The sequence below is a fragment of the Pseudomonas fluorescens genome, assembly GCF_001708445.1.
Taxonomy (GTDB): domain Bacteria; phylum Pseudomonadota; class Gammaproteobacteria; order Pseudomonadales; family Pseudomonadaceae; genus Aquipseudomonas; species Aquipseudomonas gorinensis.
On record NZ_CP015637.1, the window covers coordinates 4,364,087 to 4,379,990 of the forward strand.

At 58.5% G+C, this 15,904-nt stretch carries 14 protein-coding genes and 1 pseudogene; 13 read left to right on the forward strand and 2 right to left on the reverse strand.

Going from position 1 to position 15,904, the window contains the following annotated elements; translation table 11 throughout:
- The 4 genes and pseudogenes from A7317_RS19245 to A7317_RS19260 all read left to right on the forward strand — a co-directional run.
- A complete protein-coding gene (locus A7317_RS19245; protein WP_069076611.1) occupies positions 1–1,584 on the forward strand; it encodes a flavin monoamine oxidase family protein in 1,584 nt (527 codons plus the stop codon).
- 11 nt (positions 1,585–1,595) lie between these two features.
- Positions 1,596–2,030 carry a RidA family protein gene (locus tag A7317_RS19250; RefSeq protein ID WP_069076612.1) on the forward strand — a complete coding sequence of 145 codons (435 nt, stop codon included), beginning with the start codon at positions 1,596–1,598 and terminating at the stop codon, positions 2,028–2,030.
- A 90-nt stretch (positions 2,031–2,120) separates the two neighbouring features.
- Positions 2,121–3,446, forward strand: a complete 1,326-nt coding sequence (locus tag A7317_RS19255) for an LLM class flavin-dependent oxidoreductase (protein ID WP_024076397.1) — start codon at positions 2,121–2,123, stop codon at positions 3,444–3,446.
- Positions 3,447–3,621: 175 nt separating this feature from the next.
- Positions 3,622–4,023, forward strand: a pseudogene (locus A7317_RS19260) (Hcp family type VI secretion system effector); the annotation flags it as partial.
- A 195-nt stretch (positions 4,024–4,218) separates the two neighbouring features.
- Here A7317_RS19260 and A7317_RS19265 read toward each other — a convergent pair.
- Complete coding sequence (locus A7317_RS19265; RefSeq protein ID WP_069076613.1) at positions 4,219–5,424, reverse strand: DUF1835 domain-containing protein; 1,206 nt, start codon at positions 5,422–5,424, stop codon at positions 4,219–4,221.
- A gap of 255 nt (positions 5,425–5,679) precedes the next feature.
- Between A7317_RS19265 and A7317_RS19270 the strand changes: the two genes are divergently transcribed.
- The 6 genes from A7317_RS19270 to A7317_RS19295 all read left to right on the forward strand — a co-directional run bounded on the left by A7317_RS19270 (position 5,680) and on the right by A7317_RS19295 (position 10,776).
- Positions 5,680–6,357, forward strand: coding sequence for an ABC transporter ATP-binding protein (locus A7317_RS19270; protein WP_069077435.1), 678 nt, complete (start codon positions 5,680–5,682; stop codon positions 6,355–6,357).
- Positions 6,354–7,145: an ABC transporter permease gene (locus tag A7317_RS19275; RefSeq protein WP_024076393.1), complete on the forward strand. Its 792-nt coding sequence runs from the start codon at positions 6,354–6,356 to the stop codon at positions 7,143–7,145. Before A7317_RS19270 ends, A7317_RS19275 begins: the two co-directional genes overlap by 4 nt.
- Positions 7,146–7,310: 165 nt before the next feature.
- Positions 7,311–7,943 carry a glutathione S-transferase family protein gene (locus tag A7317_RS19280; RefSeq protein WP_024076392.1) on the forward strand — a complete coding sequence of 211 codons (633 nt, stop codon included), beginning with the start codon at positions 7,311–7,313 and terminating at the stop codon, positions 7,941–7,943.
- An 18-nt stretch (positions 7,944–7,961) separates the two neighbouring features.
- A complete protein-coding gene (locus A7317_RS19285; RefSeq protein WP_024076391.1) occupies positions 7,962–8,879 on the forward strand; it encodes a LysR family transcriptional regulator in 918 nt (305 codons plus the stop codon).
- Positions 8,879–9,763, forward strand: a complete 885-nt coding sequence (locus tag A7317_RS19290) for a LysR family transcriptional regulator (RefSeq protein ID WP_069076614.1) — start codon at positions 8,879–8,881, stop codon at positions 9,761–9,763. Before A7317_RS19285 ends, A7317_RS19290 begins: the two co-directional genes overlap by 1 nt.
- An 80-nt stretch (positions 9,764–9,843) precedes the next feature.
- A complete protein-coding gene (locus tag A7317_RS19295; protein WP_041161260.1) occupies positions 9,844–10,776 on the forward strand; it encodes a pyridoxamine 5'-phosphate oxidase family protein in 933 nt (310 codons plus the stop codon).
- 102 nt (positions 10,777–10,878) lie between these two features.
- Here the strand turns inward: A7317_RS19295 and A7317_RS19300 are convergent, their stop codons facing one another.
- Positions 10,879–11,655: a helix-turn-helix transcriptional regulator gene (locus A7317_RS19300; RefSeq protein ID WP_069076615.1), complete on the reverse strand. Its 777-nt coding sequence runs from the start codon at positions 11,653–11,655 to the stop codon at positions 10,879–10,881.
- Positions 11,656–13,053: 1,398 nt separating this feature from the next.
- Between A7317_RS19300 and A7317_RS19305 the strand changes: the two genes are divergently transcribed.
- Genes A7317_RS19305 through A7317_RS19315 form a run of 3 tightly spaced genes read left to right on the forward strand, consistent with a single transcriptional unit; the run spans position 13,054 to position 15,903 of the window.
- Positions 13,054–13,911, forward strand: a complete 858-nt coding sequence (locus A7317_RS19305) for an McbB family protein (protein WP_069076616.1) — start codon at positions 13,054–13,056, stop codon at positions 13,909–13,911.
- A 38-nt stretch (positions 13,912–13,949) separates the two neighbouring features.
- Positions 13,950–14,714, forward strand: a complete 765-nt coding sequence (locus A7317_RS19310) for a SagB/ThcOx family dehydrogenase (RefSeq protein ID WP_335716474.1) — start codon at positions 13,950–13,952, stop codon at positions 14,712–14,714.
- Positions 14,701–15,903: a YcaO-like family protein gene (locus A7317_RS19315; protein WP_069076618.1), complete on the forward strand. Its 1,203-nt coding sequence runs from the start codon at positions 14,701–14,703 to the stop codon at positions 15,901–15,903. The genes A7317_RS19310 and A7317_RS19315 overlap by 14 nt, the downstream gene beginning before the upstream one ends.
- Position 15,904 lies beyond the last annotated feature (1 nt).

Below are 15,904 nucleotides of genomic sequence, written 5' to 3' on the forward strand. Positions count from 1 at the left end.
ATGGGACTGACACGACGTGAAGCCTTATCCAGCATCGCTGCGGTAGGCGGCGAAAAGGCCGTGAAGGATGCACTGGCGGTATTGGGCCTGGGGCCGTCGTCGCACCGCCGGCCGCAACCGCTGAAACTCAAGGACGGCCTGGGGCAGGGCACCCGCGTGCTGGTGCTCGGTGCTGGGATTGCCGGGCTGGTCACCGCCTTGGAACTGACCCGCGCCGGCTTCGCCGTGCAGGTGCTGGAAGCCCGCGACCGCGTAGGCGGGCGCACTTGGACCCTGCGCCATGGCGACCGTGTGGACTACAAGGATGGCCGTACACAGACCGCAGCGTTTGACCCGGGGCATTACTTCAATGCCGGGCCTGCGCGTATTCCCAGCCAGCACCGCACGATCCTCGACTATTGCAGTGAACTGGGCGTGCCGCTGGAAGTGCTGGTCAACAGCAGCCATGGCGCCCAGGTACGGCCGGATGTGAAGCAGCCGGCGTTTACGGTTGGCCAGGCGATCAACGATGCTCGCGGGCACTTGTCCGGGTTGCTGGCCAAAGCGGTGCAGCGCGATGCGCTTGACGATGTGCTGAGCGCCGAGGAACGCACGCGCTTGCTGGCATTCCTGCAGGTGTATGGCGACCTGTCCCAGGAGCTGGCCTTTGAGGGCACGATCCGTTCGGGGCACCTGGAATCCCCCGCCCACCCTGGCGCCTTGCCTGCCAGCCGCCGCCCGTTGGCGCTGGACCAACTGCTGCATCCCGAGCTGTGGGGCGCCTTGCTGCACACCGAGTTTCCGGAGTTCTCGGCGACCATGTTCCAGCCGGTGGGCGGCATGGACCGCATCACCGATGCCTTCTACCAGCGCGTCAGCGATCACGTGCAGTTGGGCGCCCAGGTCCGCCAGATCCGCCAGTTGGACGACGGTGTCGCGGTGACCTATCACGACCAGCGCAGCGGCCGCGAACAGGTGGTGCGCGCCGATTACCTGGTCTCGACGCTACCGCTGCCGCTGGTGGCCAGGCTCGACACCGACTTCAGCGAGCCGATCAAAGCCGCGCTGCTCAGCACCCGCAGCGACCAGGCGACGAAAGTGGCGTGGCAATCGCCGCGCTTCTGGGAAACCGACTACCGCACCTACGGCGGCCTGTCCTGGATCGAACACCCGGCGCGCCTGCTCTGGTACCCCAGCAACGACCTCAACACCCGGGAGGGCTTGTTGGTGGCCGGCTATGTGACCGGGGAGGGCGCCGATGTGTTTGGCGCGCAACCGTTCGACCAGCAGTACGCCACCTCCAAGGAGGCGGTGGAGTTGTTGCATCCTGGGTATTCCAGGTACCTGCGCCACCCACTGGCGGTGTCCTGGGAACAGATCCCTTTCAGCGAAGGCCCGTGGCTGCAGCGTGAGCACTTCCCGGCCGCTGCCAGCGCCTTGCTCGAAGCAGGCCACGGCCGCGTGTACTTCGCTGGCGACGGCCTGGTGCAAAGCGGCGTGGGCATCTGGCAGGAATCGGCGGCCAACTCGGCGCGGCATGTGGTGGCGCAACTGGCTGAGCGCGTTACCCGACAAACCCACCTTGCGGCAGTGGCCGCCTCCTGAGGAACCCCACCATGAGCGACAGCATTCAACGCACCAGCGTCGGCGATTTCCCGATCTCGCAAACCGTCACCGTACCCGCGTCCGCCAGCCTGGTTTTCGTCAGCGGGACCTTGCCGGACCTGGCTGATCCGAACGCCCCGGCCGGCACGCCGGCGGCCTATGGCAGTACCGAAGTACAGACCGTGTCGGTGTTCGACAAACTACGCAAGATCCTGCGCCAGCAAGACCTGGACCTGGGCGATATCGTGCAACTGCGCGTGTTCCTGGTGGGCGCCGAAGAAACCGGCGGCAAGCTGGATTTTGCCGGATTGCAGCGCGGTTATACGCAGTTCTTCGGCACCCCTGAACAGCCGAATAAACCTGCACGCACCGCGCTGCAAGTCGTCGCGCTGCCCTTGCCCGGAGCGCTGGTTGAAGTCGAAGCCATCGCCGCCAGAACAGCCTGATTCGAGCGGGAAAGACGGTGGGAGGGGGCTTGCTCCCACCTTTTATCCGGTTCAGCCAGATGATCCTTATGTCCACCTTGGAGAATCCCTATGTCTACAGCACCCCGGCAACTCAAATTCGGCGCCATCCTCACTGGGGTCGGCACCGCGCAAAACGAATGGCTGCACCCGCAAATCCCGGGCAATGCCAGTGTCGATATCGACTGGTACCGTGCCCAGGCACAGCAGGCGGAAGCGGCCAAGTTCGACCTGGTGTTCATCGTCGACAGCCCCTACATCACCCCCGATTCGGCACCGCACTTCCTCAACCGCCTGGAGCCGCTGACCCTGCTCTCGGCCATTGCCGGCGCGACGTCGAAGATCGGCCTGGTCGCCACCTTGACCACGTCCTATACCGAACCTTTCAACGTCGCCCGCCAGTTCGCCTCCCTGGACCTGATCAGTGGCGGCCGCGCCGGCTGGAATGTGGTCACCACCGGCCTGGAAGGCGCGGCCGGTAACTTCGGCCGTGAGCAGCATATCGACCATACCGAGCGCTATCGTCGGGCAGCCGAGCACCTGGAGGTAGTGCAAGGCCTTTGGGATTCCTACGAGGACGACGCCTTTGTGCGCGACAAGGCGAGCAAGGTGTTCCTCGACCCGCAGCGCCAGCACCGCCTCGACCATCACGGCGAGTTCTTCTCGGTGACCGGGCCGCTGAATATCGCGCGCTCAGTCCAAGGCCAACCGGTGATTTTCCAGGCGGGCATTTCCGAATCCGGGCGCAGCTTGGCGGCCAACTATGCCGAGGGCATTTTTGCTGGGGTGGGTAATTTCGAGGACGCCCAGGCCTATTACAGCGATATCAAACAACGTACCGCCGCTGCCGGGCGCAACCCCGATCACGTGACCATCCTGCCGGGTATTTCGCCGATCATTGCCGACACCGATGAGCAGGCCCAGGCCATCGACCGCGAACGCAATGGCGAGCTGGATTTGAACAAGGCACTGGTGCAGTTGGGGCGGCCGTTCAACTACCACGACTTCAGCCAGTACCCGTTGGACGAACCCTTCCCCGACCTGGGCGACCTGGGCAGCAATGGCTATCGCGGGCATGCCGAAAACATCAAGCAAGTCGCCCGCGAACAGGGCCTGACTCTGCGTGAGGCGGCGTTGCGCTTTGCCAAGCCGTTCTCCAGCTTCGTCGGCTCGCCCAAGACCGTGGCAGATGAGATCGAGCGTTGGTTTGTGGACGGGGCGGTGGATGGCTTCAACATCCATGTAGGGGCGCCGGATGACTTTGCGCGGTTTACCGACCAGGTGCTGCCGCTGCTGCGTGAGCGTGGGTTGTTTCGTCGTGAGTACAGCCACAGCACGCTGCGTGGGCACCTGGGGTTGCCGGTGCCGGTGAATCGGCATACGGCGGCAAGGAGCTAGGCGGCCTGAGGGTCATCACCACTTCCAGCCGCCCTGTTGTTTCAGGGGCGCGATAACGCCGTTGCGTTTATGCCTGATTTCCAACATCTCTCGGCGCATTTGTCGTTGGCGTTTGCTGTTCAGGCATAGAAGCCCGATCAGCGGGCTTAGTAAGGCAAGGGTAAATAGGAGGTAATGGGCCTGGGGGTTGTCGCAGACAGGGTCGATGCATTCGGGCACCGGAGGTGGCGCGGGCAAGGTCAATATCGCCAACCTGAACCTGAAGAAGCCGCTGGATAAATCCAGCCCCAACCTGATGATGGCCTGCGCCAGTGGCAAGCATTACCCCGAAGCCAGACTCGTGGTGCGCAAGGCGGGCGGTTCAAGCCCGGTGGAGTACCTGGTGATCACCTTGAAGGAGGTGATGGTGGTGTCGTATGGCACCGGTGCGCAAAGTCAGGATGATGTGCTCTACGACAACATCGCCTTGAACTTCGCCACCGTCGAGGTCAGTTACCAGCCGCAGAAAGCCGATGGTGCCAAGGACGGTGGGGCGGTGAAGTTTGGCTGGAATATTCGGCAGAACGTGAAAGCCTGAGCCACGGCCAATCAATCACTATTACCGCAACAACAAGGCTCGTTGCTTGACTTGCCGCTTTTGTTCAAACGGCAACTCCCCATCATCCCCATACGGCGCGCTGTACCGGTTGCAGGCGCCGGCGCTGGGGGCTACTGGTATCCCATCAAGGCGGTCGACAGCAGGCAGGTGACAATCAGGTCACTCTCAGGTGAGTCAAGGCCGCCATACGGGCGACAGATGTTTATCAAGGGTCCAATGGCATTGGCCGGGCTTCAGGCTCACACCGCCGACCCACCGTTCATGGCTGGCGTGGTCCAGCCAGTAAGCGTCGCCGTTCAGTACTTGATGCCCCAGTGCCGTCAGCGCCAGCACCCGCCGAGGCCATTCGAGGTGGGGCTCGGTTTCTGTCAGCAACGGCTGCTCACCATCGATCAACGGCCGCAACAGCGCGTGAAACATCATGTCTCCCAGGAACGGCAGCGGTTCGCGCTTGGCCGTCAATTCGGCAAACACGCGCCCGAACGTCACCGGGCCGGCTTCGGCGAGGTACGCCAGGGACAGGCGTTCGGTCAGCGATAACCCATCCCTCGCGCCTGGCAATTCCTGCAGTTGTCGAAGCAAGGCGGGTGCCAGCAAGGGCAGGGCGGGATGCGGGTGCTGGGCCAGGGCGGCCAACTTGAGTGGAGCGCTGTCGCAGTAGGCTGCCCAAGCCTCACGGGCCAGTTGCAGCGCAGCCTCATCGATCAACCGCCGTTGCGGCCAGAGCCAGGCGAGGACATCGGGGGCCAGTTGGCCTATGCCGATAAAGCGTTCGACGCCGGGGATGCGGTCGACCTCGATCAGCTCCAGCTTACGGGGTACACGTTCAAGGCTGGCCAAGGCGCGGATCAGGAACAACTGGTCATAGGCATCCGCCTCGCACCAGAGCACGCTGTGCTCGGCGTCGGCCAGGGTTTCAAGCTGGTTGTACTCACCATTGACGCGACGCGTGACATCGGCCAGGTCCAAGGTGAATGCCTGGCTGATAAACGCACTGCGCATCGCGCGGAATGCGTCGCGGGGCAGGTCGCGAACCGGGCCCATGCACAACGGGTCGGTGAGCATCTGGAACTGGCCCTTGAACCCGGCCAGCTGCAGGCTGTGGGCAATGTCACTACCGCAGCGCCAATGGGTGGTGCGGGCTTCATCGCTGGCGTCGAAGTCGGGATGGCGGGCGGCGAAATCGAGGGCGTCGACGTGGGCCTTGAGCTTGGGCCAACTGCTGAAACCCAGTTGTCTGGCGACCTGCCATTGGGCCTGGGACAACGTGGCGCCGGGGTTTTCGGCTTTCAGGCGCGGTAGCAGTTCCTTGGCGCGCTTGCGCTGTTGCTCAAGGTTGATACGGCCATCGGTGGTGGAGGTCAGGGGGCGTTGTGACATACGAGCTCCTTGCACAAACCTTTTCCGCTTTAAGGTTGGGAGTCGTAGAAATGAGGGGGTGCTTCACTGTCTTGGGCGCAGCCCTTTCCGCGGAAGGTGGCGTAGAGAGCGCCAGGCGGCGAATATAGGCAGGGCAGGTGTCGATTGCAAGGCACCGCTATGGGACGGGGCGCCATCGTTTGATTTTTTGCTATGAAAAGCCTGCTCGTCTGCTTCACCATTGTGTCCGACCGACAGACGAGGAACACCGCGTTCATGAGCGCACTGATCGAAACCCGCGCCCTGACGCGCATGGACGAGCGCCGCCAGGTGCCCTTGCTCCAACCGACGGATTTCTCCTTGAAACGCGCCGACCGCGTGTCGATCACCGGCACGTCCGGTTCCGGTAAAAGCGTGTTCCTGCGGGCCTTGGCGCTGCTCGATGCCCCCTCTTCGGGGCAGGTCCTGTGGAACGGCCAGCCGATCAGCAACGCCCAGATTCCCCACTACCGCAGCCATATCAGCTACCTGTCCCAACGCCCGGCGCTGATCGACGGTACGGTGGAAGACAACCTGCGGTTTCCCTTCAGCCTCAAGACCCTGCGTCAACGCCATTTCGAGCCGGCGGCTGTCATCGCGCTGCTGGGCCACGCCGGCAAGTCGCCCGACTTCCTGGCGAAGAATGCCGGTGACCTATCGGGCGGGGAGGCCCAGGTGATGTCGTTGATCCGCACGTTGCAGCTCAACCCCGAGGTGCTGTTGCTGGACGAACCCACCGCTGCCCTCGACCCCGCGTCATCCCGCGAGGTGGAAGCGTTGATCGATGCCTGGTTCGCCGCTGACAACGCGCGTGCCTATATCTGGGTGTCCCATGACCTCGACCAGGCCCGGCGCATGAGCGATATCCACCTGCACATGAGTGCCGGGGTATTGAACGGAGCCGCCCAGCCATGAATTATCAAAACCTCACGGCCCTGGACATGGCCATTGCCGCTTCGCTGATCCTGATCAACGGCGCGTTGTCGCTGGCGTTGCGCCTGGGCCTGGAGCGCCAGTTGCTGTGGGCCGCCGTGCGCACCGTGGTGCAACTGCTGGCGATCGGTTACCTGCTGGGCTGGGTGTTCGAATTCGCCTACTGGTACGTGGTACTGCCGCTGATGTGCGCGATGACGCTGATCGCCGGGCTGTCGGCTGCCGGGCGCGGGCGGCGCACTTACCGTGGGCAACGGGTCGACAGCATCGTGTCGGTATGGGGCAGTTCGTGGCTGGTGACGGCGGTGGGTTTGTTTGCGGTGATTCGCATCCACCCCTGGTACGAGCCGCAGTACGCGATCCCGATCCTCGGCATGATCCTCGGCAATACCCTGACGGGTGTGTCCCTGGGCATCGAGCGCATGACCCAGGAACTCACATCGGGCCGCAACACCATCGAGATGATCCTGGCCCTCGGCGGTTCGCGCTGGGAAGCGGCGCAGGAAGCGATTCGCCAGGCAGTGCGCGCCGGGATGATCCCGACGCTGAACCAGATGACCGTGGTCGGTATCGTCAGCCTGCCCGGCATGATGACCGGCCAGGTGCTGGCGGGGGAGAGCCCGGTGGATGCGGTGCGCTACCAGATCGTGATCATGTTCTTGATCGCGGCGTCGTCGGCGTTGGGCACGGTCGGCGCGGTGCTGTTGACCTACCGGCGGTTGTTTTCCAAGAGCCATCGATTCTTGCGCGATCGCTTGGAAGAACGCTGAAGGACTCTCCCGCGCCGAGTTGGCGTACGTTGCAGCGACGGGAAAAAACTTCGGCGGGTGATTGTTTCACTGGATGAAATGCTGGATTGTCAATCCTGGTCATTCCATTGATCGAGGCCGCGGAGGACCCTGCGAGGCGTCGAACCCCTACCTTTGGAGCCTTTCATGTCCCAGCCTGCGATCAAACTTTATGGTTTCCCATTGTCCGGCCACTCCCATCGGGTCGAGTTGATGCTGTCCCTGTTGGGGCTGCCCAGTGAATTCATCCTGGTCGACCTCAAGCAAGGCGCGCATAAAACCCCCGAATTCCTGGCCACTCTCAACAGCTTCGGCCAGGTACCGGCGATTGACGATAACGGCACGATACTGGCCGATTCCAACGCCATCCTGGTCTACCTGGCCAACCGATATGGCGACGGTCAATGGCTGCCCAGCGACCCAGTCGGCCAGGCGCGTGTACAGCGCTGGCTTTCGGCCGCTGCCGGTCAATTGCATGCAGGGCCTGCGAGCGCGCGGTTGGCGGTGGTGTTTGGCGCCGATGTCGATACCGTCACCGCCATCAGCCGCTCCCATGCCTTGCTGGCGTTGGTGGAGCAGCAACTGAGCCAAAGCCGCTTCCTGGCTGGCGAGCAGCCGAGCATCGCGGATATCGCTTTCTACACCTATGTGGCTCATGCACCGGAAGGCAATGTATCGTTGGCCGACTACCCTCAGGTACGTGCCTGGCTCGCCAGCATCGAGGCTTTGCCAGGCTTTGTGGGCATGCCGCGTACGGCGGTGGGTTTGCAATCACAGTAACCCTCACGAGGCGCGCGGATGGATCGATTTCATGAAATGCAGGTGTTCCTCGCGGTGGCCGAGGAGGCGGGCTTTGCCGCCGCCGCGCGCCGCCTTAAGACCTCGCCGCCCAGCGTGACGCGGGCCATCGCCGCCATGGAACAGCGCATCGGCACGCAACTGCTGGCGCGCACCACCCGCAGCCTGCACTTGACCGAAGCCGGCCAGCGTTACCTGGAAGATTGCCGGCGCATTCTCGCCGAACTCAATGAGGCCGAGGAGGCGGCGGCGGGCAGTTATTCCGTCCCCTGCGGCCATCTGGCGGTGACCGCGCCGGTGCTGTTTGGCGAGCTGTATGTGGCGCCGGTGCTGGGGGATTACCTGGATCGTTTCCCCCTGGTGAATATCAATGCCTTGCTGGTCGACCGCGTGGTGAACATGACCGACGAAGGCGTCGACGTGGCCGTGCGGATCGGCCATCTGCACGAGCCTGGCCAGCAGGCGATCCAGGTCGGTGAAGTGCGCCGCGTGGTGTGCGCCGCGCCCGGTTATCTGGATCAGTGGGGGCGGCCGCAACGCCCCGAACACTTGCGTGAGGCCAAGGTGGTGACCTCGTCCGCCAGCCAGCGGGTGGGTGAATGGCAGTTTGTCGATGCTGGCCAGCCGTTGACGGTGCCTATTGAGCCGCGCCTAGTGGTCACGGCGAATAATGCGGCGATCAACCTGGCGCGGCTGGGCTGGGGCTTGACCCGGGTGCTGTCTTACCAGGTCGCGGCGGCGGTGGCGGCGGGTGAATTGGAGATTGTCCTGGAAGCGTTCGAGCCGGCACCACTGCCGATCCAGGTGGTGTTCCAGCAGAGCAACCGGGTGCCGGCCAAGGTGCAGACTTTCGTGGACTTCCTCGCCCATCGCCTCGGCCAGGATGCAGCCCTGAACCCGCCGATGCGGCGCGGCTGATGGAGCGCTATCACGACATGCAGCTGTTCGTGGCGTTGGCCGGGCAGCCGAGCCTGGCCGCGGCTGCGCGCAGCGCCCAGGTGTCCGGGCCGACGCTGATGCGTGCGATTGCCCGTTTGGAGGCGCGCCTGCGCGTGCCGTTGCTGCAACGCAGTACGCAGGGTGCCAGCCTCACCGACGTGGGCAGCGCCTACATGGCCGACTGCGTGCGCCTGCTGGCCGCCGTGGAGGCCGCGCAAGCCTCGGCCAAAGGCTTGCATGTGCAGGCCCAGGGCAATTTGCGGGTGTTCTTGCCGTTCCTGTTCAGTTGCCACGTGATGGCGCCGGTGTTGGCCAGCTACATGGACCGCTATCCCGATGTACACCTGTCGGCGCATTACCACGACTACTACCCGAACCTGCATGAAGAGGGGCTGGATGTGGCGATCCTGGTGGGTGAACTGCCCAGTTCGGCGCTGATCGCACGGCCAGTCGGGCACGTGCGGCATATCCTCTGCGCCAGCCCCGCTTACCTCCAAGCCCACGGTGCGCCAGCGCATCCCGCCGACCTCAAGCGCCATCATCTGATCGCCAGCGTCGATCAAGTGTCCTGGGCGTTTCGGGGCTATCAGCTCAAGGCCCGTGCGCGCCTGGGGTGTGCCACGGTACAAGGGGCGATCAGTGCCGCGGTGCAGGGCGCGGGCCTGGTGCGTTGCTTGAGCTATCCCGTGCATGAGCATCTGCTCAGTGGGCAGTTGCTTCGCGTCTTGCCAGGCTATGAGCCGCCAGCCATGCCCGTGCACGTGGTGTATCGCGAAGGCCGCAATGCGCCGATGCGCGTGCGCAGCTTTGTCGACCACTGCGTGGCAGCCCTGCGCGAACACCCGGCATTTCAGTTGGTGTAACAGTGGATTGCCGGCGGTGGGCATTCTCTCGGTGCTCGCCGGGGTGCAGCATGGGGCTGTCCAAACTTGAGGTGATTGCCATGAACCCGAACGAACAGTCCCCCTGGCATGCCGGTGAACGGCAGATACAGGCAAGTGCCGGCGCCGCCGAACGCATGGCCGTGATCGGGCCGAAGGTGATTCGCGATCATTTGCCGGAGCAGCATCGGGATTTCTATCCCTTGCTGCCGTACCTGATACTCGGTGTGGTGGATGAGCACGGCATTCCCTGGGCGACGATGCTCGAAGGCGCTCCGGGGTTTGCCCATTCACCCGACCCCCACACCTTGCAGATCGATAGCCTGCCCAGTGCAAGCGACCCCGCCAGGGCCGCTTTGCACAGCGATGCTGCTGTGGGCTTGCTGGGCATCGACCTCAATACCCGTCGACGCAATCGCATGAACGGGCGAATCGGTGCCCTGGATCACGACGGTTTCTCCGTCAACGTGGTGCACACCTTCGGCAACTGCCCCAAGTACATCCAGCTGCGGCCCGTCGATTCAATCGCGCGTAAACCCGGTTGCATGGCCGAGCACGCCAACCACCTGGATGATGCCGCCCGCGTGATGATCCGCAACGCCGACACCTTCTTCGTTGCCAGCTACGTGGATGCGGACGGCGAACGCTCGGTGGACGTTTCCCATCGTGGCGGCAACACCGGGTTCGTGCGGGTCGAAGGCAATGTGCTGACCATCCCCGACTTTGCCGGCAATCTGTTCTTCAATACCTTGGGCAACCTTGCGGCCAACCCCGTGGCGGGCCTGTTGTTCATCGATTTTGCATCAGGTGATGTGATGCAACTGGCCGGTCGCACTTCGCTGATACTCGGCGGCCCGGAAGTCGACGAGTTCGACGGTGCACAGCGGTTGTGGACGGTGACCGTGGAGCATGTCATTCGCCGCCCGGCGGCGTTGGCATTGAGGTGGCGGTTTGCGGAGTTTTCACCGTTCAGCCTGGCGATGGGCCGTCGGTAGATGGGGGAGAGGGGGCGGGGGCGGGAGCGGCTGCGACCGCCACCCGAGGCCAGCGCGCAAGGCTTCAGGCCATGCCGCTTGTGGTAAGCATCGGCTTGCGCATCAGGCGCCGATCATCCATTTCGCCAACCCGTGCCGGCCACTGACGCCCAGCTTGGCGGCGGCGCGCTTGAGGTAGGTTTCGACCGAGCTGTTTTTCACGCTGAGCTGTTCTGCCATTTGCGGCACGGTGCCGCCGGTCAACAGGCCGAGACACACCTGCTGCTCACGGGCCGATAGGGTGATATCGCTGAGGGAAAGGCGCTTGTCGAACTCGCGCTGCAACTGCGAGTGTTCCAGCAGGGTGTGCGCCGGTTCGCGCTCGGGGGGCGCAGCCTGGCGCAGCAATTGTGCATGCCGCTCCATCAGCGGTAACAGGGTGTCTGACAGGCACTTGAGAAACGACAGCTCGGCCAGGGAAAATCCGCGCTGGGCCGGTGGACGGTACAACGAAATCACATAGCGTCGATCACCCTGGCGCGACACCAGGCTGCACTGGTGCGAGCGGTCGGCGCGGGCCCTTATCTGGATCAGCAATGGGTCCTGCATGTCGAGCATGTCCCGCAGCAGCGGATGCTCGTTCAGTGGGGGCAGGGTGTGGGCGGGAGAAAGCTCATTTCTCTGCCCGGCGCGGCCCAATCGCTGGATGTCGAGCACGCGGCCGTGCTGTTCGTCGAGGGTCCATTCATTGAGCTCGGCACCGTGGATCGGTACCCACTGGTCCACCAACTGCCACAGATGGGCGGCGAATGCGGCGTGGCCGCTGGTTGCGATCAACTCGCCCAATTCGGCGTAAAAAACCGGGTTCTCCATGGTGTTGATACGGCGCGGCAGACTCATAGCCATTTTTCATCCTTGATGTCGAAAACCTCAACGGGCGCCCTGGCGTGGGCGCCGGGGCCCAGGTGTGCGGCGGAAACAAGGGACACAATCTGCCATATAAATAACGCCATTAATTCGACGCTCCTCAGGGCCATTTGCGCTGTAGAAGAAACCGCAGTGCTCAATACGATGCGTAACTATTTGATATTAAGCATAATTATTGTTTATTGATGGAGTGTTTGTCACTCGGCAGCGGACAGATATAGCTGATGTCCTACATCGATTTCATCGTTTCACAGTGGGACGCGGGGCTTCGCGGACGCTGGCTTTTGCCTCGTCGAGCAGGAGGCATTGTTCTTAGGCGAAGGCAGGCCGAGCTTGAACTCCACGTACTCAGTTGATGCCGGAGAAGCAGGCTGGGGGGCTGAGGGCGTTTAATCGGTTGCTGGTAAAACGTCTATAGCTCAAACCTTTCGCAACGCGGCGAAGTGGCTATTGCCAGACCTGCTTGGACCTGCCGTTGAAGCAACCGGTGAAGCGCAAATACCAGGCGGACTAGCAGTAACGGGGGCCGACGCCGGTATGTGTCCTGCCGCCGAATAGCAAGTCCGGGAAAAATTCGGCAGCCCAGCCAGCCCCCCCCAACTGACCGCCGACAAGCCCCAGCTTGTACACTTTCTTGAGCGTTTCTTCCGTGCGGAAAAGCGAAAAATGCAGGAGTTGGTGAGGTTGTAGACCAATGCGGGTGAGTCCTGTGTGCAGCGGCAAAGGGCGGTCGACCTATTTCTTGCCGGATACTTGAAGTAAGACCGTATGTCGGATTTTCTTGTGAGGTTCGTTTGATTTGTTCTGTGTTCTACAAATTTTCTTGGCTTTAAAAGATTTATAGGTGTCGATTGAGATTTGGTAAGTTATTAATTTTATGTGGGTTAAATATTTATATCTAGTATGGGTAGCACATCTTTATTTCGTGCGTGCTTGTTGGCGTTCTGATTATCGTGAAAGAAAATTCCTAAGATATGTGGTTCCTTTTCCTACAAGGCGAACTTGGGAAAGTTGCGCTTTTTTTAAGCTGGGTCTAGATTGCTATCGTCACTTGTTAATAAGTGATTGAAAATAATGTTTGTGTGATATCAGGAGAGTTGAGATGAAAGATGAAGAGTTTGGAATGATGTTTTTTAGTTTCGATAATGAGTATGGGTTCAATCCGTATGTAGGTAACGCTGGCGCATCAGGAAGCCAAGGCGGGTGTGGTGGAAGTGGAGGATGTGGTGGTGGGGGGGGATGTAACGGCGGCAGTGGGGGGTGCCACAATTCAATAGTCGAGCAACCACCTGCGAATGAGTAAATCTAACAGTTACCCACTTAACGAGGTTTTCCAGCGGATGCTAGAAAACCTCTATAGGGGATTGCGCGATGAATATAAGTATACCTAACTATGAAATCTTGAATTTCGAAACGGAAAGCTTAGTCATATCTGACATGGGCGTCTCAAAGGTACATTCGCAGCCACTGCTGAAAGCACTTCGGCAGCTTAAGTTGTCGAGTTGGATGACGAAGGATGAAGTTGACGAGGTGCTATCTGAAAATGGTTTGGAGGCTGACAGTGCATTTGAGTTTTTGAAGGGGATTATTCCATTTAGATCGGTTGAGGAAATATATTTCGAAAAGACGGTAATCGTGCATTCTCTGAGGAAGAGGAGGTGCTTTGAAAAGATTTTCAGGCAGCAGTTGTCTGGGATTTTAGAGTTTAAAGAGTTTTCAGGTGACGTAGTTGAATCCGTTAGGGGAAGCCGATGCTTTGTGGTGTTGGTGTGTCAATTTTATGACTATAACTCTATTAAGAAGCTGCATTTTGAGCTGGCGAAAGCTTCACCGCAAAGTGCTATTAGCGTTTGTTGGCCGATGGGCGGTTTTTTTTGTATAGGGCAGCCTTATATCGCAGAAATAGGAAATCCTTGCCATTTTTGCACCGTTGACAGACTGGCCAATGATCAGTCTGTTAAGCATTCTAAGAATAATTGGGCGAGCGTTCTGGCATTTTGTAAGGATAAACATGTAAGTATCCCTTTCAAGGCGCTAAGTCTTTATCAAGAAATGATTGTAATCGGCGCTATAATTAGGAAGGTTAAGTTTTTCACTGAGATTGGTGTGGCGCGTAAATATCAGGATGATATTTTATATGTAACATATCTCCAGTTAAGCGATGGGAGGATTTTCGAGGAGTCGAACTCGCACTGGTATATGTGTGATTGCTTGGGGGCGGCAGTATGAAAAATGTTCCGCATGATTATTATCTCAGGTTTATAGAAATGTCAGTCTATGATGAAGTGCTCGAATTTCATAGTAAGGGAAATTTTACGATTCATAAAGCATTTCAAGAACATACCAGTTTGCATTTTTTAGATGAGAGATGCCTTGCACAATTAACAGGGAATGAACTGGTTCTCTATCCTGATATGGATTTGACAGTTGAATTAAAAATCTCCGCTGAAAATAGAGAAGGGTTGCTACGTCGAAATGAATCTTGTGATCGATTTGTATCGGGGGCGTTAGAGTTTGCACAGGTCGAAAAATTAATTAGTCCGTTGCTGTCAATGAATGCGCATACTTACAAGAGAGGCTATCCAAGTGGTGGGGCACTTTACCCCGCCGAAGTTTTCCTTTGTTCGCTTTCTGAGGAGCCTAGTACTTGGCCAGGTGCGGGAAAGATTTTGCATCTACTCCCAAAGTCTAGAAAGTTTGAAGTGATGCAGGTTGAGACCGATCTTGAAGAACTCAAAGCCGCCATACTAGCTCCCCCCAATAATATTGGTAGTCCCAGCTTGGCACTGATTTATGTTGTCTATATGCCGAAGAGCGTGTTCAAGTATCGGTATCGTGGCTACCGAATGGCGCTCATGGAAATTGGTTCGATCTACATGTTGGTGGAACTCCAAGCTAAATCTATGGGGTTGGCATGCCGACTTTGGTCGGCGTATACGGACTCTATGCTTTGTAAGATTTTGGGTTTAAATCCCGCCTTGTTCTTTCCTATGTGTGTTCACTTTATAGGTGTGCAGCATGAAAGTTATTAATTCTATGCAGAAGCCAGATCTGCCTGGATCATTGCTGTTTCAGCCCGCAGGATTGCTAGCGTTACCAAATTCTGTAGAGGTGTCCGACGCCCTGTCGGTCAATGGGTCAGGCGTGGGAGAAGGTTCGAACTCAATCAAAACGGCGTTAGGTGAGTATTTTGAACGTCGTCATTTTTACAGAGAGATTCTTTCGAGTAAGCAGGGGTTTCTCAATGAGTCGTTGAGGGATGCGGAAGTTGATAGCTTTGTCGGTGCTTTTATCCAGACAGCGTCTAAAAGCGTATCTATTCGAGAGGTTGAAAATCATAAATTTACTTTGAGTAAGGTGGTGAGAGCTCTAGATTTTTCTACATGCTTCATTCCTACTATTTGTATTTCTCTTTCTTCGCATAGACTCGAGGATGATAACTTCATTTATCCTCTAAGGGATACCTGTGGATGTAGTTTTCATTGGTGTCCAAACTTTGCATTTCTAGGTGCGGTAAAGGAGTACCTTGAACGGCAATTCCTTGTCAAGTTTTGGTTGACAAAAAAATGTCACTCCATAGTGCCCCCAGGTCGAGCGTTCGAACTATTGTCGCAAAAAAAAATCAGGCATTTATACAACGCTCTCATCTCTGCTGGAGAGCTCTCGATTTTTGATATTTCTGACATTCGGTTTCCGGGTGTTTGTATATTGGTTGTCTATGGCCGAAACAAGGGGGGGCATCATGTGAACTATTGTGCAGGGATGTCCTATGCAGCGATGGCTGGCGATGCACTGGAAAAATCAATACTTGAACTATGGCAAACTTATCGATTTATGGATTTGTTTAAGGCTATCGGTTCTGATGAAGAGAAGGTTGAGGATTATTATCTGCGATATTTTCTGAGTTGCAATGTGTATGAGACGTATCGGGATATCACTGATGTACAGGTTGTTGCTGAGGAAAAGAGAGATGCCTCACGAGCAGGTTTTACGTTGTCCGGCTTTTTGTCCGTTTTAAATGATCAGGGTATTTTAGGTTATTTTTATGCAAGACATTCTATGGTTAATGGTGTTGGTTGTGTTTTCAGTAAGTATGTTTCGCCCGATCTTTTCCTTCATATGAATAATTCGAAGAATATAAATTTTTCCAATAAATACTCCAAGGAGTTTGCGGGCGCGATACTGCAGTCTCGCTTGGAAAAAATGGTGCCGTTTCCATGAG

What these genes read in the sequence shown, in the direction of transcription:
- A7317_RS19315 (WP_069076618.1), top strand. Translation starts at nt 14,701, where the DNA reads ATGAAAGTTATTAATTCTATGCAGAAGCCAGATCTGCCTGGATCATTG.
- A7317_RS19275 (WP_024076393.1), top strand. Translation starts at nt 6,354, where the DNA reads ATGAATTATCAAAACCTCACGGCCCTGGACATGGCCATTGCCGCTTCG.
- A7317_RS19270 (WP_069077435.1), top strand. Translation starts at nt 5,680, where the DNA reads ATGAGCGCACTGATCGAAACCCGCGCCCTGACGCGCATGGACGAGCGC.
- A7317_RS19250 (WP_069076612.1), top strand. Translation starts at nt 1,596, where the DNA reads ATGAGCGACAGCATTCAACGCACCAGCGTCGGCGATTTCCCGATCTCG.
- A7317_RS19310 (WP_335716474.1), top strand. Translation starts at nt 13,950, where the DNA reads ATGTCAGTCTATGATGAAGTGCTCGAATTTCATAGTAAGGGAAATTTT.
- A7317_RS19280 (WP_024076392.1), top strand. Translation starts at nt 7,311, where the DNA reads ATGTCCCAGCCTGCGATCAAACTTTATGGTTTCCCATTGTCCGGCCAC.
- A7317_RS19265 (WP_069076613.1), bottom strand. Translation starts at nt 5,424, where the DNA reads ATGTCACAACGCCCCCTGACCTCCACCACCGATGGCCGTATCAACCTT.
- A7317_RS19305 (WP_069076616.1), top strand. Translation starts at nt 13,054, where the DNA reads ATGAATATAAGTATACCTAACTATGAAATCTTGAATTTCGAAACGGAA.
- A7317_RS19255 (WP_024076397.1), top strand. Translation starts at nt 2,121, where the DNA reads ATGTCTACAGCACCCCGGCAACTCAAATTCGGCGCCATCCTCACTGGG.
- A7317_RS19290 (WP_069076614.1), top strand. Translation starts at nt 8,879, where the DNA reads ATGGAGCGCTATCACGACATGCAGCTGTTCGTGGCGTTGGCCGGGCAG.
- A7317_RS19295 (WP_041161260.1), top strand. Translation starts at nt 9,844, where the DNA reads ATGAACCCGAACGAACAGTCCCCCTGGCATGCCGGTGAACGGCAGATA.
- A7317_RS19245 (WP_069076611.1), top strand. Translation starts at nt 1, where the DNA reads ATGGGACTGACACGACGTGAAGCCTTATCCAGCATCGCTGCGGTAGGC.
- A7317_RS19285 (WP_024076391.1), top strand. Translation starts at nt 7,962, where the DNA reads ATGGATCGATTTCATGAAATGCAGGTGTTCCTCGCGGTGGCCGAGGAG.
- A7317_RS19300 (WP_069076615.1), bottom strand. Translation starts at nt 11,655, where the DNA reads ATGAGTCTGCCGCGCCGTATCAACACCATGGAGAACCCGGTTTTTTAC.